Raw genomic sequence first — 17,571 nt, forward strand, 5'->3', positions numbered from 1 at the left:
GTGGTCCCTCCCTCAGTGCCCGGAATCCGGGGTGTACGTCGCGGACTTCACCGGCATCTCCACCGTGACGGGCTCCGACTCGGCGAAGTGCAGTTCGACGGAGACCGTCTCGCCCTGCTTCGGCTTGCGCTTCAGCCGCTCGAACATCAGATGGTTTCCGCCGCTCTTGAGCACGAGTTCGCCGTGCGCGGGCACGGGGAGCTCCTTGACCTCCTGCATCGCCGAGTCCACCGTCTCGTGCACGGTCACCTCGCCGATGTCGCTGGTCACGGAGGTCAACTCGTCCTCCGTACCGCCCTTGTTGGCGATGGTCAGAAAGCCCGCCGCCATGGAGTCCGAGACGGGCTGCGGCATGTAGGCGGCGTTGACGGACAGGTCCGCCTTCGAGTCCGCCGCCGAGCTCGAGCCGCACCCCGCGAGCGCCAGCGCCCCGGCCAGCGCGGCGGCCGTCACCGCCGTACGCCTCACGGCTTCTCCCCCTTGACGAGCTTGGGGAGGTCCTTGATGTAGTCGTCGACGGTGGCGTCCTCGCCGTAGAGGACGTAACCCGCGTCGGTCTTCGGTGAGAACGCGACGACCTGCGTGCCGTGCGTGGAGACGATCTTGCCCTTCTCCTTGTGCGGCGGCTCGATCGAGATGCCGAGCGTGCGGGCGCCGGCCTGGATGGTGTCGAAGTCGCCGGTCAGGCCGACGACTTGGGGATCGATGCCCTTGAGCCACTTGCCGAGCGCGGCCGGGGTGTCCCGGTCGGGGTCGGTGGTGACGAACACGATCCGCAGCTCGTCCTGCTGCGCCTTGGGCAGCTTGGTCTTGGCGACGGCGATGTTGTTCATCGTCAGCGGGCAGACGTCGGGGCAGTTGGTGTAGCCGAAGTAGATCAGCGTCGGCTTGCCCGCGGTCTCCTTGCGGAGGTCGTACTTCTCGCCCTTCGTGTCCGTCAGTACCAGATCCGGCTTCTCGAACGGCTGGTCGAGGACGGTGGCCGCCTTGCGGGAGCCGGCGTCCTCGGAGACGACGGAGACGGGCGAGTTGCCGTCGTCGCCCCCGCCGCCGCAGGCGGACAGGGTCAGGGTGGCGGCGGCGAGCAGCGCGGCCGCCGTGAACGTCTTCTTGCGCATAGAAAAATGTCCCAGATGTCTCACTAGTCCCCGGCGCGCGCCGGGGGCGTACACAGATGCCTTACGGGGCGTAGGGCAGGTGCGTGCGCCCCGGCGCACACCGTCGGAGCGGGATGCGTCAGGCGGCGGTGTCGCGCCGACGGCCGGCCAGGACGCCGTACGCCACACCGGCCGCGCCGACGACGATGCCGACGACGCCGAGGACGCGGGCGGTGGTGTCGGTGCTGTCGGCCGGCTCGGCGGCCTCGGCGGTGGTGTTGGCGGCGGCGGCCGAGGCGTCGTCAGAAGGCTCGTCGGAGGGCTTCTCGGACCCCGACGAACCGTGGTGGTCGCCCTCGGCGGCGGACAGCTCCAGCACGGGCGCCGGGTTCTCCGGCTCCTCCTGGCCCTCCTGCGGCACCTCGATCCAGCGCACGACCTCGTCGTTGGAGTACGTCTGGATCGCCTTGAAGACGAGCTCGTCGGCGTCCTCGGGCAGCGCGCCCACGGAGACCGGGAACTTCTGGAAGTAGCCCGGCTCGATGCCCTTGCCGTCGGAGGTCCAGGTGACCTTGCTGACCGCCTCGGTGATCTGGTGGCCGTGCGACTCGATCGGCTTGTCCAGCTTGGACTTGGTGACCTCGACCTTCCAGCCCGGCACCGGCTCCGGCATCACCGAGGACAGCGGGTGCTCGGTCGGGAAGCTGACCTCCAGCTTGGTGGTCGAGGCGTTGTCGCGCTCGTTGGGGACCTTGAAGTCGACGACCGCGTAGCCGCCCTTGGCGGCCGTGCCCTCGGGCTGCACGGTGACGTGCGCGAAGCAGGGGGTGGACAGGACGACGACGGCCGAGACGGCGACGGCACCGGCGGCGGCGAGACGGGAAGCCTTCATGGCGATGAGCACTCCACTTCGAGTGAGATTCCGTTGGTGAAGAGGGGTACGCGCGCGTGGAGGTGCCCGTTGAGGGCCCCACGAAATCTTGAGGTCCGGCAAAGGAACCGTACGCGCGCGTGCCGCGCGACGGCGGCGGCCCACGGAAGGAAGTGGCGGCGCGCGTCGCGTCAGGCGGCGAGAACGAGCACGGCGGCAGGCGGTCCGCGCCGGATCACGGTGTGCTGGAGTGCGGTGGTACGAGGCTCGGTGACCGCTCGTGCGCAAGCGCGCCGCAAGCGCGGGCCGGCGTCCGGGGCCCCCGGGAGCCCGGCACGCAGGGCGCGCGCCAGCGCGAACGCCGCGCGCAGGGACCGTACGAGCGCCCCCTCCGCGACCGAATGCGCCGAGAGTTCGGCGATCCGCAGCAGGGCGAGATCACCGCGGCGCAGCAGCCAGCCCGCGACGACCGCCGCGAGGAGGTGACCGAGCAGCATGGGCAGGGCGGGCAGCAGCGCGGCGGAGGAGTCGGCGGCGGTGGACATGGCGTCCGCAGGGTGATGCACGGCGTGCGCGCCCGAGCCTGCGCCGCCCGGATACAGCCGCGCCTCCACGAGGATCCGCTGGGCCTGCACCGGACTGAGTGCCGCCGTTGTGGTCCCGCACACCAGCCGCGCGGCCTGCTCGACCAGCGCGGCGTCGTGCTGCGCGGCGTCGGTCGCCGCCGTACCGTGCTGCCCCAGCCCGAACAGCGTGTGCAGGACGGTCTGTCCGACGGCCAGCAGCGCCGCGATCCCGGGCAGCGAGCGCTCCCGCCCGGCGAGCGGCGCGGCGACCACGAGCACGCCCAGGAACCCCGCGCCCAGCGTCCACAGCGGAACCGCGGCGCAGGAGGCGATGGCGTGCCCGGCCCCGGACAGCACGACGCAGACCGCGGCGAAGACCGCGGCCCGCAGAATCCGGAGCCCGGCTCCGGGGCGCACCGTGCGCGGGTGGGGGGCAGACATGGCGGGGTCATCATCGCACTGGGCTTATCGCGGCCATACGGCAGGTCCGCAAGATTCCGTACGATCCAGAAGGCCCCATTTTGCTGTGACTTGCCCGGCGCCCCTGCTACCGCCGGTCACCCGTCTGGAACACTCAGGTCCCACATACACCGTCCGCCACCTTCAGCACATCCCCCGTATGGGCGGCATCACGTTGAATCCGCGCTTACATACGCGTACGCGCGGTAATACGTAACGGTATGTCGAGCCGCGGCCAGGAGGCTGGAGCATGAGCATCTGGTGGTCACTCCATCTGCGGCGCGAGGCCGCGAGCGTGCCGCTCGCCCGGCGCCTGCTGCTCGGCACGATGGAGACGGCGGGTGTCGACCCCGACGTCTCGTACGACCTCTCCGTCGCCCTCACCGAGGCCTGCGCGAACGCCGTGGAGCACGGCGGGGACGCCGCGCACGGCCGCTCCTCGGGGGCGTACCGGGTCACCGCCTACCTGGACGGCGAGAAGTGCCGCATCGAGGTCACCGACTCCGGTCCGGGCTTCGCCCGCCCGCACCCGCGCCCGCTGCCCGCCCGTACCGACGCCGAACACGGCCGCGGCCTGTGCCTCATCGAGGAACTCGCCGACCACGTCCACATCGGCAACAACCCCGGCCGGGACGGAGCCGTGGTGAGCTTCGACAAGATCCTCAAGTGGAGAGAGGACGCGCCGCTGATGACGGCGTCCTGAGGGCGCTGTTCCTGGACGCCCTGCCCGCGCGCAAGTGAAAGGCCGGGCACCTCACCAGGTGCCCGGCCCTCGACCTCGTACGGCTCAGCCCTTGAGCCCGGCCATCCACGCCTCGACGTCGTCGGACCGGCGCGGCAACGCCGCCGACAGGTTCCGGTTCCCGTCCTCCGTCACCAGAATGTCGTCCTCGATCCGCACACCGATGCCCCGGTACTCCTCCGGCACGGTCAGATCGTCGGCCTGGAAGTACAGCCCCGGCTCCACCGTCAGGCACATCCCGGGCTCGAGGACACCGTCCACGTACGTCTCCGTGCGCGCGGCGGCGCAGTCGTGGACGTCCATGCCGAGCATGTGTCCCGTGCCGTGCAGCGTCCACCTGCGCTGCAGCCCCAGCTCCAGCACCCGCTCGACCGGCCCCTCGACCAGCCCCCACTCGACGAGCTTCTCGGCCAGCACCCGCTGCGCCGCGTCATGGAAGTCCCGGTACTTCGCGCCCGGCCGCACCGCCGCGATCCCGGCCTCCTGGGCCTCGTACACCGCGTCGTAGATCTTCCGCTGGATCTCGCTGAACCGCCCGTTGATCGGCAGCGTCCGCGTCACGTCCGCGGTGTAGTACGTGTGCGTCTCCACGCCCGCGTCCAGCAGCAGCAGGTCACCCGACCGCACCGGGCCGTCGTTGCGCACCCAGTGCAGCGTGCAGGCGTGCGGCCCGGCCGCGCAGATGGAGCCGTAGCCGACGTCGTTGCCCTCCACACGCGCGCGGAGGAAGAACGTGCCCTCGATGTACCGCTCGGAGGTCGCCTCCGCCTTGTCGAGGACCTTCACGACGTCCTCGAAGCCGCGCACGGTCGAGTCGACGGCCTTCTGCAGCTCGCCGATCTCGAACTCGTCCTTGACCAGCCGCGCCTCGGACAGGAAGACCCGCAGCTCCTCGTCCCGCTCGGCGGTGACCTTGTCGGTCAGCGCGGCCTCGACACCGGCGTCGTACCCCCGTACGACCCGCACCGGACCGGTCGCCTCGCGCAGCTTGTCGGCCAGTTCGCGGACGTCCGACGCGGGGATGCCGTACCGCTTCTCCGCCTCGACGAGCGAGTGCCGGCGCCCGACCCACAGCTCGCCGTGGCCGTCCAGCCAGAACTCGCCGTTCTCGCGGTCGGAACGCGGCAGCAGGTAGATCGTCGCCTCGTGACCGTCGGCGACCGGCTCCAGGACCAGGACACCGTCCTCGGTCTGGTTGCCGGTGAGGTATGCGTACTCGACCGACGCCCGGAACGGGTAGTCGGTGTCGTTCGAGCGGGTCTTCAGGTTGCCCGCGGGGATGACCAGGCGATCGCCCGGGAAGCGTGCGGAGAGCGCGGCGCGGCGGGCGGCGGTCTCGGCGGCCTGGGGGACCGGCTCCAGGTCGTGCAGCTCGGTGTCGGCCCAGCCGGTCTTCATGTTCTCGGCCAGCTCGTCGGACACGCCCGGGTACAGGCCGTTCTTGCGCTGTTTGATGGGCTCTTCCTCAGAAGCATCCACCGGGGTCTCCGGGAGCTCTTCGGCCACGGTCATCCTCCTAGGTACGGCATTCGACCCCATCCATCGTACGGTCGCACGAAAGAGGGCCCGGGGCCGAAAGACCCGTGGCCGGCGTCACCCGCGATCCGTGTACCGGCGCCGGTTGATCACCGGCGTCACTCGAAGCGCGCCGCCAGCAGCACCACGTCCTCCTCGCTGTCCGCCGAGTCCAGCCCCTCCGGCAGCACGGTCCGCAGGACATGGTCGACGAGCGCGTCCGGATCCCGGCGCTTGGCCCGCGGCAATCCGGCCGCCGCCGCGTGCAGCCGGGCGAACGCGCGGTCCACGGGGTCGCCGGTGCGCTGGAGCAGCCCGTCGGTGTACAGCAGAACCGTCTCTCCGGGCTCCGCCTGCACCTCCACGCTGGGCGCCTCCCAGCAGGCGAGCATCCCCAGCGGCGCCGAGACCGACGTCTCCACGAACTCCGTGCGCCGCTCCCCGATCAGCAGCGGCGGGCAGTGCCCGGCCCCGGCCAGCGTGATCTTGTGCAGGGCGGGCTCGGCATAGGCGAACAGGGCGGTGGCCGAACGGGCGGGCTCGGTCAGCCGGAGCAGCAGCTCCAGGTCGGACAGCACGGCGACCGGGTCCTCGCCCTCCATCACGGCGTACGCGCGCAGGGAGGCCCGCAGCCGCCCCATCGCGGCGACCGCGCTGGGACCCGACCCGGTGACGGACCCGACGGCGAGGCCGAGGGCCGCGTCCGGCAGCGGCAGCGCGTCGTACCAGTCGCCGCCGCCGCGCGGGCCGGTGCGGTGCCGGGCGGCGAGCTGGACGCCACTGACGCGGGGGAGCCGGGAGGGGAGCAGCTCCTCGGAGATGGTCGCCATGCACGCGCGCGTGCGCTCGACCTCGAGCAGCCGGGCGAGGTGCGCGCCGGCGTAGCGGGCGTACAGGCCGACGAGGTGGCGCTGCCGTTCGACCGGCTCGGCGGGTTCGTCGTAGAGCCACACGGCGGCGCCCAGGCGGCCCGCGGCGTCGGCGGTCAGGGGGAGGGCGTAGCTGGCGGCATAGCCGAGGCGGCGGGCCACCTCGCGGTGGCGGGGGTCGAGGCCGTCCTCGGCGAACAGATCGGGCCGGACGATCTCCCGGACGCCGCCCGGCGGGCCCACCGGGGCGTCCAGCAGATCGCCGTACGGCATGGAACCGGGCGGCACGGTCTCGATGTGTCCGAGATCCGCCGGGGCGAGGCCCAGACCAATGGTGCTGCGCGGGCCGAGGCCGTCGGCCGGTTCCAGTACGACGAGACCGCGCCGGGCGCCGACCAGGGCCGCGCCGGCGCGCAGCAGTTCCTGGAGCGCGTCGGCCAGGGTGTCCGTACGGGCCAGGCGTTCGGTGAGTTCGTGCAGCGTGGTGAGGTCCGAGACCCAGCCGGCGAGCCGGTCCTGCAACAGGGCGCCGGGGCCGGTGGTGACGGCGGAGGCGGTCGGGGAGGAGGGCGCGACAGTGTGTGCCGGTGCCGGAACCGTTGAATCGATTCCGGCCACTTTCGGAGGGTGCGGGGCGTTCATGGCATCCGGCTTTCCGGCCGGTGCGTTTTGCTCAAAAGCATCGCAAACCCCCATGGCATTTTGCGCCGCTAGCAGTGTCTCCACATGTACACGCACTCGTGAGGAGATGTCCAGCATTGTCCTGCTGGGATTACTGGTGTCCGTGGGTCTGTTGTGGCTCCGGGACCGGATCTCCCGGGATCTCTTGCGGAAAGCGGAAGTTGGCTGAAAACTGCTTCAGGTAATGCCCTATTGCGGTCGACTGGGCTTGCTCGACGGAGCGTCACAGCGGTCGTGATGGGTACGTACTCGGTGAAGGCCAGGGGTGGTTGGGGGGCACCCGGAACCTGGTGACGGACCCGGGCGTCTTAGCCACCGACGACCGAGCCCCATCCTCCCGTGACGGCGGCGAAGAGAAATACGCGGGACGGCAAACGCCACACTTCGCCACCCCACGCCACGCCCATGCTTTTGAGAGACGCAGTATGGACGCGGACGCAGCCAACGCTCGGCCCATAGGGGCTCCCCGTGCTCGATAGCCGGGGTGTGATGCGCCAACAGGTACGCACAGTGAAGTGATCGACACATGGTGTGATGTGGACCACGGTGTTGCCAGGCGTGCAACGGAAAGGAACGAGCGCTCATGCGCGAGATCCTCGGAAGGCGACGCAGGCTCCTGTCCAGGCGGAACGAGGGGAGGCCTGAGGTGATCAGCGCGGCCCTGACCTTCGCGGCGGAATGGAAATGGCCCGTACTGCCGGGCGTCACGGTGGACCCGCAGGGCCGGGCCCGCTGCGGCTGCCCCGACCCGGAGTGCACGGTGCCAGGCGCGCACCCCTTCGACCCCGGGCTGCTCGCGGCCACCACCGACGAGCGCATGGTGCGCTGGTGGTGGACCAACCGGCCCACGGCGCCGATCATCCTGGCCACCGGCGACAAGGCCCCTTGCGCGGTCAGCCTGCCGGCGCCCGCTGCCGCGCGCGCCCTGGCCGCACTGGACCGCACCGGGATGCGCCTCGGCCCGGTCCTCGCCTCCCGCACCCGCTGGGCCGTGCTCGTCCGGCCGTACTCCATGGAACAACTCGGCGAACTGCTCTACGCCAAGGACTTCGTCCCCGGCTCCCTGCGCTTCCACGGCCAGGGCGGCTACCTCGCGCTGCCGCCGTCCGAGACCGGCCAGGGGCAGATCCGCTGGGAGCGCGCGCCGCTGCCCGGCTCGGCCGCTCCGTGGGTGCCCGACGTCGAGGCCGTGGTGGACGCCGTGGTCGACGCCCTCACTCGGACGGGTGTGAGCGCGCCCGAGTTCTGAGGGTGTCGGGCGCGCGTGGAACCGAGCGCCCGGTCCTGGTCGTTATCGTCCCCTCATGAATCTCCGCCTGCTCGCCCTCGGGGCCGTCGTGACGTGCGCGGTGGCACTGCCGCTGGCCATGGCGTCCGCAGGGCCCGTGGGTGACGACCGTGAGGCCGGGGCCGTACGGGTCTCGGGGCGTGGGGATGCCAAGGTGCCGGACGCCGATGCGCCCGGTGGTGACGCCGGGGCTCCCGGCGCGGAGGCCGCCGCGCCCGATCCCGCCCGCTCCCCCCACCTCCTCGGTCTGGGCCTGGCCACCGCCACCCGCTGCGGCCCCGAAGTCACCTCCCCCGACGGCATCGAGGCGCAGACCTGTGTGCTGACGCAGGGCGAGGACTCGTGGGCGCGTACCTACTACCGCAACGCGACCGGCGAAGCCCTGGACGCCGTACTGAGCCTGATGGGGCCGGACGGGCGGGCGGTGCAGCTGCGCTGCCCGGTGGGCGCCGAGGACGAGCCGGCCAGTTGTGACACGCCCCGGGAGCGGACGCGGGGCGAGCCGGCGGCGTACTCGGCGATCGCGGAGTTCGCGGCGCGGGGCGGACAGGGCCCGTCGCTGCTGCGCTCGGGGAGCAACTCCGATGCGCCTACCGGCAGTTGATCCCCGGCGGCGTTGCGTGAGCGACTCCGCACATGGAAAGACCCGGTTGCTGGCGACGGGGGATGCACCAGCAACCGGGCTACTGGAACGGTAACAAGAGATCGGCGGTTCGCAAATTCGATCTCCTGTTTTCCTCGGCTATTCGGACACCGACTGGCTTGTCAGCAGCGGGAGTTCAGACCGGAGTCCCTCATTCCGGTGAGCCGTTCAGCTGACCGACCAGTCAGCTGAACGCTGTCGGGCGGCTTTGTGTCAGCTGAGGGTGACCTGTCGGTTGGTCAGGCCTCCGCGCGCGCGGCGCTCGTCCGCGGTGAGCGGCGCGTCCGTGGCCAGCGCCGCGGCGAGCCGCTCGGCGAACTCGGCCGCCGGCTTCTCGATGTCGTCGGCGGTGACACCGCTCGGCAGGTCCCACACCGGCACGGTCAGACCGTGCGCCCGGAAGGAGCCGACGAGCCGGGTGCCCTCGCCGAGGCTGGACCGGCCGGCCGCGTGCAGCCGCGCCAGAGCGTCCAGAAGCCGCTCCTCCAGGTGCGGCATGACCCAGCGCAGGTGGTTCTTCTCCGGCGTCTCGCACCAGTACGCCGCGTCCACGCCCTGAAGCTTGACCGTCGGGATGGCGGCGGCGTTGGCCCGCTCCAGGGACGCGGTCACGTCCGGCGTGGCGTTCTCCGGGTCCGGTACCCAGAACTCGAAGCCGGGGTGGACGACGGGCTCGAACGGGGCCTTGGGGTCCAGCAGGTCCTGCAGCCGGGGCCCGTCGGCGGGGGCGCGGCGGCCCTTCACCGGGGTGCCGGGCTGCGCCTCGAGCGCGCGCAGCAGGGTGTCGGCGAGGTCGCGGCTGATGTCGCCCGACGCGGTGTCGTTCTGCAGGCCGAGCAGGACCGAGCCGTCGTCGCGGCGCAGGGCGGGCCAGGCCATCGGCAGGACCGTGGCGAGGGTGACCGAGGGGACACCCTCGGGGAGGCCCTCCTTCAGGGTCAGCTCGGCGGTGGCCGCCGGGACCAGCTCGCGCAGGGCGACCCAGTCGCACTCGCCGGGCAGCCCCTCGAACGGGCGGTGCACCAGCTCGGTCGCGGCCTGTGCCGCGGCCCGGCCGTGGCACGCCTTGTAGCGGCGTCCGCTACCGCAGGGGCAGGGCTCACGGGCGCCGACCACCGGGATCTCTTCGTCCGTGAGCTGCGGGCGCGTGGCCTTCGTCTGGGGTCGCTTCTTGGCCATGGTGGGTGTCTCCCGGTTACGGCTCGTCTCGTACGGCGGGAGCCTAGCCGTTCGTGCGCGCGGGGACGGGACCCTGTGGATGACGGGGGCGTTGTGGACAACGCGGACGGACCGGGCGGCGGACCGAGTCGCGGTCGCCCGTGGCTGTTGTGCCTCGTGCTCAGTCCAGGTCGTCGAACGCGTCCGCGAAGTCCAGCTCGGGTATGGCCGAGACCGGCGGGGCCGTGACACGCGTAGCGAAGTCGTCGCGCCGGTGCGCCGCACCGGGATCGTGCACGCCGTCGTGGACCACGACCCAGACGGTGACCTCGCCCCGGGTGTCGTCCCGTACGCCCCAGTCGTCGGCCAGCGCCGTGATGATGTTCAGCCCGCGGCCGCCGTGTGCGGTGACCGAGGGGGTCGCCGGGGCCGGACGGGTCGGTCCGCCGCCGTCCGTCACCTCCACGACCAGCCTGCCGCCCGGGTCCACGCGCCACGCGGCCCGGACGTCACCGTCCCCGGCCAGGGCGTCGCCCAGTGGTCGGCCGTGTTTGCACGCGTTGCTCAAAAGTTCGGAAAGGATCAGTACGGCATCGTCGATGACCGATTCCGCCACGCCACCTCTGCGCAACTGATCGCGCATCCGGTGCCGCGCCTTGCCCACGCCCGCAGGGCCATGGGGTACGGCCATGCTCGACGACGTGGGCACCTCCTGTGCCACCACCAACGCCACCCCCGAGACCTCCTTCGCCCCACGCCACGGTGTGGATGCCCCATTGGCCTGTACCGGAAACCGGCCAATCCACGTCCGGCGACGCATTCGCAACGATCGAATACGTACCGAACGCGCCGGAGCACTCCCCGTAATGGACCGGTCGGCATGTGGCTGGATTTCGACGGTGTGGCCGAGACCGGAGGATGGTCCAGCCGGGCCCTCAGGTCAAGGTTCGTTTCATGGGTCAGCGACCCAGCTGGTCCAGCACCGCGCGCGGGCGATTGGTGATGATGGCGTCGACGCCCAGGTCAACGCAGAGATCCACGTCCGCGGGCTCGTTCACGGTCCACACATGCACCTGATGGCCGGCCCGCTTCAGCCGCTCGACGAACAACGGGTGACTGCGCACGATCCGGATCGAGGGGCCCGCGATCCGGACACCCACGGGCAGCCGCCCGTCGCGCAGCCGGGGCGACACGAACTGCATCAGATAGACGGTCGGCAGCGCCGGCGAGGCCGCCCGGACGCGCTGCAGGGAGCGCGCCGAGAAACTCATGACGCGTACCGCGGACTCCTCCGGCGCGGCCGGAGCGTCCAGCCCGAACCGCTTCAGGAGCGTCAGCAGCCGCTCCTCCACCTGTCCGGCCCATCGGGTGGGGTGCTTGGTCTCGATCGCCAGCTCCACCCGCCGCCCGGCGTCCGCGACGAGGGTGAGCAGCCGCTCCAGGGTGAGTACGGAGGTCTCCGCCGGGTCCTCCGGGCGGTGCACCCAGTCGGGCTCCTCGTCCCGGTGGTGCAGTGACCCGCGGTATTTCCAGGAGCCGAAGTCCAGAGCGGCGAGATCGGCGAGCTCCAGGGCGGAGACCGCGCCGCGGCCGTTGGACGTACGGTCGATGCGGCGGTCGTGGACGCACACGAGGTGACCGTCCGCGGTCAGCCGGACATCGCACTCCAGAGCGTCCGCCCCGTCCTCGATCGCCTTCCGGTATGCGGCCAGGGTGTGCTCGGGGGCGTCCTCGGAGGCGCCGCGGTGGGCGACGACCTGGATCCGGTGCTGTCGTGCGTGGGTCACCGCGTCATGGTGCCACCGGGACGGGGTAGCCGTGGGGGCGGAGGCGGTTCGGCGGTGGTGGGAATGCGTACCTTTGGTCAGGCTGGTCCTATATAAGGGTTAGTCGAACACCCACAGCGACCGCTTATGGTGCCCTGACGTCCTGTGGGAAAAGCTGACGGCATACAAAATTCACCAGTCGGCAGTGAGCAGCGAGCACCGGCACAGCCGCATCGCGCCTGACCAACAGCAGTGGACCGAGGAGAAAAGCTGTGAGCACCGAGAACGAGGGCACTGCGGTACCCCCGGCCCCGTCCGCACCTCCCGTGCCGGTGGACACTCCCGCAGCCTCCCCGCAGCAGCCCGCACACGCGCCGGCCGCCGACGCGCCGACGACGCCGATGCCGGTCACGCCTCCCGGCGCCCCCGGCGCCTCCGGCGCACGGGAGCAGCCGCCGCACGCCCCCGGCGCACCGGCGTACGCGTCGACGACCCCTCAGGGCGGCTCGCAGAACGCCGTCCCCGAGGGCGGCTGGCCGCCCCCGCCGCCGCCCACGCACGCGTACCCCGCGCAGGGCACCGGCGGGCCGGGCGACGGCTCCGGCTGGGGAACCTCGTACCCGCAGCCCGCGCCGAAGCCCTCCGGCCGGCGCGGTGGGCTGGTCGCCGCGGTCCTGGTGGCCGCGCTGGTCGCGGGCGGCCTGGGCGGCGGCCTCGGCTACACGCTGGCCAAGAACGACGACACCAGCTCCACCACCGTCTCCGCCCCCGACAGCGGCGGCGACATCAAGCGCGATCCCGGTACGGTCGCCGGGGTGACCGCCCAGGCGCTGCCGAGCACGGTCACCATCGAGGCCGAGAGCAGCAGCGGCGAGGGCGGCACGGGCACGGGCTTCGTGTTCGACACCGAGGGCCACATCATCACCAACAACCACGTGGTGGCCGAGGCGGTCGACGGGGGCAAGCTGACGGCCACCTTCCCGAGCGGCAAGAAGTACGACGCCGAGGTCGTCGGCAACGCGCAGGGCTACGACGTGGCGGTGATCAAGCTCAAGAACGCCCCCTCGGGCCTGAAGCCGCTCACCCTGGGTGACTCCGACAAGGTGGCCGTCGGCGACTCCACGATCGCGATCGGTGCCCCCTTCGGCCTCTCCGACACGGTCACGACGGGCATCATCAGCGCCAAGAACCGCCCGGTGGCCTCCAGTGACGGCACGGGCAGCCAGGCGTCGTACATGAGCGCCCTGCAGACCGACGCCTCGATAAACCCCGGGAACTCCGGCGGCCCGCTGCTGGACGCCAAGGGCAATGTCATCGGCATCAACTCCGCGATCCAGTCGAGCAGCAACGGCGGCTTCGGCACCGGCCAGTCCGGCTCCATCGGCCTGGGCTTCGCCATCCCGATCAACCAGGCGAAGTACGTCGCCCAGGAGCTGATCAAGAACGGCAAGCCGGTGTACGCGAAGATCGGCGCGTCCGTCTCCCTGGAGGACACCACCGACGGCGCGAAGATCACCGACACGGGCGCGGGCGGCACGGACCCGGTCGAGGCGGGCGGCCCCGCCGACAAGGCCGGCCTGAAGCCCGGCGACGTCATCACCAAGCTCGACGACACGGTGATCGACAGCGGCCCGACCCTGATCGGCGAGATCTGGACGCACAAGCCCGGCGACAGGGTCACGATCACCTACGAACGCGACGGCAGCACCAACACCGTCGACCTCACCCTGGGCTCCCGCGTGGGCGACAGCTGACCTTCGGACGGCAGGGAGAAGCTGAGGCTCTCGACCCTTGTGGTTCCTGTACAGCGGCTGCGTCGCCGTCGTGCTCTCCGTCGCGATCCGCCTCTTCGTGGGACGGACGTCGATCGGGTCACCGTTGCGTGACCCGGCCTCGCTCGCGGCCGGTGTCCCCGCGGCCATCGCTGTTTTCGCGGCGGCCGGCGCGGCAGGTGTGGAGAGCCACATCGCGCTCGGCGCGGCCCTGCTGTGGTTCACGGCCGCGATCACCAGTGCCCACTCCATCCGGGAATCCCTGCGCTCGCACAGCTGACGCGTGGGGCCGGTACGCTGTACCCGCTCCGCCACAGGTGGGCGGAAGCCAGGTGGGTTGCCCGAGCGGCCTAAGGGAACGGTCTTGAAAACCGTCGTGGCGCGAGTCACCGTGGGTTCAAATCCCACACCCACCGCGCAGGTCAGAAGCATTGCAGGTCAGAAGGGGTGCCCCTCCGCTGGGGGCACCCCTTCTGCGTTCACCCTGTCTCACCCTGACTCGCCCGCATCCCGGGCTTGACCAGCGCGTGCGGCCAACCTGCGGCCAGGATTCACGGTTCCTCTGACTCGCCTTCCTGCTCCGCCAACCCCTGCTCGATCAGGGCGTTCATCCTGGCTTCCTCGCCGTCCAGCACCTTGGCGTAGTAGCGCTGAAGCACGGCGACGCTCTGACCCGCGCGCCGGGCGGTCTCGGCAAGGCTGACCCCGGAGCGGAGCCAGAACGACACACAGGCGTGGCGCAGGTCGTACGGGATGGCGGCCAGCGGAGAGGCCACCTGCGTGGCGGTGAGCGCCTTCTTGCGAGCCTCCTTCCACACCGCGCCGTACTCCTGCGACCGGATGGGCCCACCCCGCACGGCACTGAACAGTTGCCCTTCGGACGTGGTGCCGAACGCTTCGAGGTGGGACCGCAGGATGGCCACCAGTACCGGCGGGATGGGTACGGGTCGGACTGCCTGGCGGGCCCGATGCTTGAGCTGCCGCTCTTCGTACGGCTTGCCGTCGTCGGTCCAGGCGGATCCCACCTGCGGCCGGGCGCCAGCGAGCATGAGCCGCCCCCAGCCTTCTGTGGGGAGTTCGCACTGCTCAGCGCTGAGCATGGACACCTCCTCCGGCCGCATGGCGGCGTAGTAGATGCATGCGTAGAACGCGACCAGGTGGGCGCCGCGCTGCCCCTGCGCGCGGACTGCGTCCAGGAGTGCCCGTGCCTGCGCCGGGGTGGCCACGCTGCGCACGTCCAGCTCTTCCACTGCTTTGGGCGTCTCCCAGTGCACGCGGTGTAGTGGGTTGCCGGGCAACAGTTCCTGTTCCACGGCGAGGCGAAGGCAGTTGCTGAGCACCGCGCGGCGACGCCGGAAGGTGTTGGCTGCGGCTGCCTTGCCGTTCTTGCGCTTGGCCAGGGCTTCCAGCACCATGCGCACGCGCTTCGCGCTGTCCAGGTCGATGACGGCCGGCGCGTTGCGTGCCACCCATGCCAACGCCTTGGCCTCCGCTTCGGGCGGCTCCTGGTCCTGGCGTCCGGCGTTGAATCCCCACTGGTAGAGCGCCCGGCGCAAGAGGTCGTCCCCCGGGCGTCCCTTCCCGTCCGGGCACAGCGCCATCGTGGCGATGGTCAGGCTCTCTGCGATGCTCGCCCGGTGCTTTGCTGCGGCAGTCGGCCATTTGCGCGCGGCGTGCGCGCGGGCATGGGCGTACCAACTCGTGCGGTTCCGCTCCCGGAGCTCCGACACGGGGAGGCCGGTTTCGGTGTCGAACGGTTCGCCTTTACGGGCCGCAGTCAACAGTTCCGCGCGGCGAGCGTCGGCGAGCGTCTTGGTAGCGAACCTCTCCGGAAACTCCGTCCCGGCGACCTGCCAGCGCAGTTGGTACGGAGCCGCCTTGCTCGGACGCTTCCGGACGCTCCAAATGCGCACGTCATAGCTGTGCATTGTTCTCCTCACGGAGATGGGACCCGCCGTACGGCGGGCCCCATCGGGTCGGTCAGCGGTCAGGCGGCGATCTCGTGCTTGGCCCACCACGCGTCCAAGTCACTGCGACGGCATCGGATCTGGCCGTTCGGCAGCTTTATGAGCCTTGGCGCCTTGCCTCGGGCGCGCATCCGGTAGAAGGCGGCGCGGCTCATCTCGATCTCTTCGAGGACTTCGGGGAGCTTGAGCATCCGGGGGCTGGCCATTCGGTGGCTCCTCAGTAGTCGGGGTGACTTCAAGTGCCATTGGCTGAGCGCAGGTGGACTTCGGGACTTGTCGAATGCCTGCGTGTGTCCGAGGTGCGGATTTCTGCGTCACCTGCGTCATCTGCGTCATTCGCTGCTCTGGCCTGCGATTTCGCGGTGACGCAGAACGGTGGGGGTGCGTCACCGGTGACACAGACCTGCGTCATTGGGTGACGCAGGTGACGCGGGGTGACGCAGGAATCGGCCGTCTGCGTCACCCGCCTTTCGGCAGGTCACCGACCGTTTTCGGGGCCCGGGTGACGCAGGTGACGCAGCGCCTTCCTACTTAGGACAAAGAGGGGGTGGTGTCTGTTGTGGTGCGCGGCTCAGAGAGTGAAAGAAGGAGCCGCTTCGCGGCGCGTCCCTCGCAGGGCGGCGCCGCCGCCGAACAGCAAGAGGAGCACCCGGGCGCCGGTGCTCCTCTTGCTTGTGAGCGGTCGTGGTGCCGTGCGGTCAGAAGGCCGCTTCCTGCTCGGACGCTGGCGGTGCGGCGCCCGGACGCGCGATCTCGATGTAGCGGGAGGCGTTGGTGCGCCCCCAGTCGATGAGGACGCCCCGGGCCGCGAGGGTGGGCTGAAGCCGCTTGAGGCGGTCAGAGAGCACCTTGCCCGTGGTCGGCCACCCTTTCGGCAGGGGGCGAAAGTCCTCGCCGGTGTAGAGGCCGGTGAGGCAGTGCAGCCATTCGGCGGACGTCATCCGCTGCTCGGTGCCGGGTTCCGTGCCGGCGGCGTGCTTGAGCACCGTCTGTGCCAACAGGTCGCCCTCGATGACGTCGTCGTTGAGGTCGTCCAGGCTGGCCCGGTAGGCGGCGAGAGCTCCCAGGCCGGTGGCCGCGTCGAGCTGCGCGCACAGGTGCGCGAAGTCGGCCATGCGCAGGTCGGTCGGGATGTCCGCCTCCGCCGCCCGCACCTGCACGGTGAGGTCCAGGAGCGAGCCGAGGATGACGGGCAGCACTTCGGCGAAGTCGGACCACAGTTCCGCCTCGGTGCGCCGCACCCGGGGGCGTTCCAGGCGCAGGGGCAGGAGCCGTTCGGCGAGGTCGGGCCGGATCACGCCGACGTCGATGCCGGTCAGGAGCAGGGGGCGGCGGTAGCCGATGCGGAAGACGTCCCCGTCGGTGAACAGCGCGCGCTTGACGTTCTCGGCGCCGGTCACGATGCAGCACATCGCGTCGGACAGTTCCGGGGTCATGTGGGAGAGGTTGTCCAGGGCGGTGACCCAGCCGGCCGCCACCGCCGTGATCAGGTTCTCCTCGTCCTTGGGGGCCCGGCGCAGGTCCCCGGTCATGCCCTCGATGATCCGCACGAGCATCCGGCCGCCGGTGGACTTGCCGGCGCCCTGCGGTCCGGTGAGGAACGGGGCCGGGACGGGCACGGTCGGCCCAAGACAGCCGATGAGCCACGCAATGGCCAGACACTCCGTTTCGGCGGTGGCGAAGTTGCAGAGCCGCATCAGCAGATCGATGCCCTTGCCGTCGGTGTCCTTGACCGGCAACGGCAACTCACCCGTGAGCTGAGTACGGCGCCAGCAGACCTCCTGCGGGTCCGGGGTACGGATGTCCCAGCCGGTGGGGTGGATACGCACGGACTGCCCGTCGTCGCGCCCGAGGTCCAGCCAGGTGGCCCCGTCGTAGCCGGGGGCGACGCGGATGTGGACCGGCTGTACGTCCTCGGTCAGTGCGAGTGCTTCGATCAAGTCCAGCGCCTCCTTCATGGCGGTGCCGTTGAACACGCCGATGCCGTCGCGGAAGAGTCCGACCATGAGTTCCTGCCGGTGGCTTCCCGTCGTGCCCTGGGACCGGATGGGGCGGGCCACGGGGTGGCCGTTGCGCTGCGCGTACACGGTGCCGTCGGCGGTGCGGAAGTACCGGAAGTGCGCCTGCGCGTAGTCGGTGATGACTTCGCGGGCGGGGTTCTTGTCGTCGTCGGACAT

The 17,571-nt window shown here is 70.9% G+C and carries 17 protein-coding genes and 1 tRNA gene; 6 read left to right on the plus strand and 12 right to left on the minus strand.

The features are described from left to right. Positions 1-12: 12 nt before the first annotated feature. The 4 genes from I2W78_RS19560 to I2W78_RS19575 all read right to left on the minus strand — a co-directional run bounded on the left by I2W78_RS19560 (position 13) and on the right by I2W78_RS19575 (position 2,975). Entirely contained in the window at positions 13-468 is a 456-nt protein-coding gene (locus I2W78_RS19560; protein WP_196461578.1) for a copper chaperone PCu(A)C, read from the minus strand. Then, on the minus strand, positions 465-1,118 hold the full coding sequence (locus I2W78_RS19565; protein WP_196461579.1) for an SCO family protein: 654 nt from the start codon (positions 1,116-1,118) through the stop codon (positions 465-467). Before I2W78_RS19565 ends, I2W78_RS19560 begins: the two co-directional genes overlap by 4 nt. A 118-nt stretch (positions 1,119-1,236) precedes the next feature. Beyond that, positions 1,237-1,989, minus strand: a complete 753-nt coding sequence (locus tag I2W78_RS19570) for a YcnI family copper-binding membrane protein (RefSeq protein ID WP_196461580.1) — start codon at positions 1,987-1,989, stop codon at positions 1,237-1,239. Between the two features lie 170 nt (positions 1,990-2,159). Then, on the minus strand, positions 2,160-2,975 hold the full coding sequence (locus I2W78_RS19575) for a hypothetical protein (RefSeq protein WP_196461581.1): 816 nt from the start codon (positions 2,973-2,975) through the stop codon (positions 2,160-2,162). A 268-nt stretch (positions 2,976-3,243) separates the two neighbouring features. Between I2W78_RS19575 and I2W78_RS19580 the strand changes: the two genes are divergently transcribed. Continuing rightward, positions 3,244-3,696: an ATP-binding protein gene (locus I2W78_RS19580; RefSeq protein ID WP_196461582.1), complete on the plus strand. Its 453-nt coding sequence runs from the start codon at positions 3,244-3,246 to the stop codon at positions 3,694-3,696. A gap of 84 nt (positions 3,697-3,780) precedes the next feature. Here the strand turns inward: I2W78_RS19580 and I2W78_RS19585 are convergent, their stop codons facing one another. After that, positions 3,781-5,247 carry an aminopeptidase P family protein gene (locus tag I2W78_RS19585; protein WP_196461583.1) on the minus strand — a complete coding sequence of 489 codons (1,467 nt, stop codon included), beginning with the start codon at positions 5,245-5,247 and terminating at the stop codon, positions 3,781-3,783. A 122-nt stretch (positions 5,248-5,369) separates the two neighbouring features. Beyond that, on the minus strand, positions 5,370-6,878 hold the full coding sequence (locus tag I2W78_RS19590; protein WP_196461584.1) for a PP2C family protein-serine/threonine phosphatase: 1,509 nt from the start codon (positions 6,876-6,878) through the stop codon (positions 5,370-5,372). A gap of 505 nt (positions 6,879-7,383) precedes the next feature. On the opposite strand from I2W78_RS19590, the gene I2W78_RS19595 reads away from it, so the two are divergent. Further along, complete coding sequence (locus I2W78_RS19595; protein ID WP_196461585.1) at positions 7,384-8,049, plus strand: bifunctional DNA primase/polymerase; 666 nt, start codon at positions 7,384-7,386, stop codon at positions 8,047-8,049. A 55-nt stretch (positions 8,050-8,104) separates the two neighbouring features. Further along, positions 8,105-8,692 carry a hypothetical protein gene (locus I2W78_RS19600; RefSeq protein WP_196461586.1) on the plus strand — a complete coding sequence of 196 codons (588 nt, stop codon included), beginning with the start codon at positions 8,105-8,107 and terminating at the stop codon, positions 8,690-8,692. Between the two features lie 252 nt (positions 8,693-8,944). Here the strand turns inward: I2W78_RS19600 and I2W78_RS19605 are convergent, their stop codons facing one another. From I2W78_RS19605 to I2W78_RS19615, 3 genes are all read right to left on the minus strand, one after another. Beyond that, positions 8,945-9,910: a DUF5926 family protein gene (locus I2W78_RS19605; protein ID WP_196461587.1), complete on the minus strand. Its 966-nt coding sequence runs from the start codon at positions 9,908-9,910 to the stop codon at positions 8,945-8,947. A gap of 160 nt (positions 9,911-10,070) precedes the next feature. Beyond that, the gene (locus tag I2W78_RS19610) at positions 10,071-10,709 is read right to left on the minus strand and encodes an ATP-binding protein (protein WP_196461588.1); all 639 of its coding nucleotides are present in this window, start codon (positions 10,707-10,709) and stop codon (positions 10,071-10,073) included. Positions 10,710-10,848: 139 nt separating this feature from the next. Beyond that, on the minus strand, positions 10,849-11,676 hold the full coding sequence (locus tag I2W78_RS19615) for a glycerophosphodiester phosphodiesterase (protein ID WP_196461589.1): 828 nt from the start codon (positions 11,674-11,676) through the stop codon (positions 10,849-10,851). 251 nt (positions 11,677-11,927) lie between these two features. On the opposite strand from I2W78_RS19615, the gene I2W78_RS19620 reads away from it, so the two are divergent. The 3 genes from I2W78_RS19620 to I2W78_RS19630 all read left to right on the plus strand — a co-directional run bounded on the left by I2W78_RS19620 (position 11,928) and on the right by I2W78_RS19630 (position 13,843). After that, a complete protein-coding gene (locus I2W78_RS19620) occupies positions 11,928-13,409 on the plus strand; it encodes a S1C family serine protease (RefSeq protein ID WP_196461590.1) in 1,482 nt (493 codons plus the stop codon). A gap of 37 nt (positions 13,410-13,446) precedes the next feature. Next, positions 13,447-13,707 carry a hypothetical protein gene (locus I2W78_RS19625; RefSeq protein WP_196461591.1) on the plus strand — a complete coding sequence of 87 codons (261 nt, stop codon included), beginning with the start codon at positions 13,447-13,449 and terminating at the stop codon, positions 13,705-13,707. Positions 13,708-13,758: 51 nt separating this feature from the next. After that, a tRNA-Ser gene (locus I2W78_RS19630) sits at positions 13,759-13,843 on the plus strand. Between the two features lie 135 nt (positions 13,844-13,978). Here I2W78_RS19630 and I2W78_RS19635 read toward each other — a convergent pair. The 3 genes from I2W78_RS19635 to I2W78_RS19645 all read right to left on the minus strand — a co-directional run bounded on the left by I2W78_RS19635 (position 13,979) and on the right by I2W78_RS19645 (position 17,571). Then, positions 13,979-15,355: a tyrosine-type recombinase/integrase gene (locus tag I2W78_RS19635; RefSeq protein ID WP_196461592.1), complete on the minus strand. Its 1,377-nt coding sequence runs from the start codon at positions 15,353-15,355 to the stop codon at positions 13,979-13,981. 59 nt (positions 15,356-15,414) lie between these two features. Then, the gene (locus I2W78_RS19640) at positions 15,415-15,600 is read right to left on the minus strand and encodes a helix-turn-helix transcriptional regulator (RefSeq protein WP_196461593.1); all 186 of its coding nucleotides are present in this window, start codon (positions 15,598-15,600) and stop codon (positions 15,415-15,417) included. Between the two features lie 492 nt (positions 15,601-16,092). Next, complete coding sequence (locus I2W78_RS19645; RefSeq protein ID WP_196461594.1) at positions 16,093-17,571, minus strand: ATP-binding protein; 1,479 nt, start codon at positions 17,569-17,571, stop codon at positions 16,093-16,095.

Origin of the sequence: Streptomyces spinoverrucosus (genome assembly GCF_015712165.1) — a bacterium.
GTDB lineage: Bacteria > Actinomycetota > Actinomycetes > Streptomycetales > Streptomycetaceae > Streptomyces > Streptomyces spinoverrucosus_A.

What these genes read in the sequence shown, in the direction of transcription:
- I2W78_RS19640 (WP_196461593.1), bottom strand. Translation starts at nt 15,600, where the DNA reads ATGGCCAGCCCCCGGATGCTCAAGCTCCCCGAAGTCCTCGAAGAGATC.
- I2W78_RS19605 (WP_196461587.1), bottom strand. Translation starts at nt 9,910, where the DNA reads ATGGCCAAGAAGCGACCCCAGACGAAGGCCACGCGCCCGCAGCTCACG.
- I2W78_RS19585 (WP_196461583.1), bottom strand. Translation starts at nt 5,247, where the DNA reads ATGACCGTGGCCGAAGAGCTCCCGGAGACCCCGGTGGATGCTTCTGAG.
- I2W78_RS19590 (WP_196461584.1), bottom strand. Translation starts at nt 6,878, where the DNA reads ATGCTGGACATCTCCTCACGAGTGCGTGTACATGTGGAGACACTGCTA.
- I2W78_RS19580 (WP_196461582.1), top strand. Translation starts at nt 3,244, where the DNA reads ATGAGCATCTGGTGGTCACTCCATCTGCGGCGCGAGGCCGCGAGCGTG.
- I2W78_RS19610 (WP_196461588.1), bottom strand. Translation starts at nt 10,709, where the DNA reads ATGCGTCGCCGGACGTGGATTGGCCGGTTTCCGGTACAGGCCAATGGG.
- I2W78_RS19645 (WP_196461594.1), bottom strand. Translation starts at nt 17,571, where the DNA reads ATGTCCGACGACGACAAGAACCCCGCCCGCGAAGTCATCACCGACTAC.
- I2W78_RS19565 (WP_196461579.1), bottom strand. Translation starts at nt 1,118, where the DNA reads ATGCGCAAGAAGACGTTCACGGCGGCCGCGCTGCTCGCCGCCGCCACC.
- I2W78_RS19635 (WP_196461592.1), bottom strand. Translation starts at nt 15,355, where the DNA reads ATGCACAGCTATGACGTGCGCATTTGGAGCGTCCGGAAGCGTCCGAGC.
- I2W78_RS19570 (WP_196461580.1), bottom strand. Translation starts at nt 1,989, where the DNA reads ATGAAGGCTTCCCGTCTCGCCGCCGCCGGTGCCGTCGCCGTCTCGGCC.
- I2W78_RS19595 (WP_196461585.1), top strand. Translation starts at nt 7,384, where the DNA reads ATGCGCGAGATCCTCGGAAGGCGACGCAGGCTCCTGTCCAGGCGGAAC.
- I2W78_RS19600 (WP_196461586.1), top strand. Translation starts at nt 8,105, where the DNA reads ATGAATCTCCGCCTGCTCGCCCTCGGGGCCGTCGTGACGTGCGCGGTG.
- I2W78_RS19575 (WP_196461581.1), bottom strand. Translation starts at nt 2,975, where the DNA reads ATGTCTGCCCCCCACCCGCGCACGGTGCGCCCCGGAGCCGGGCTCCGG.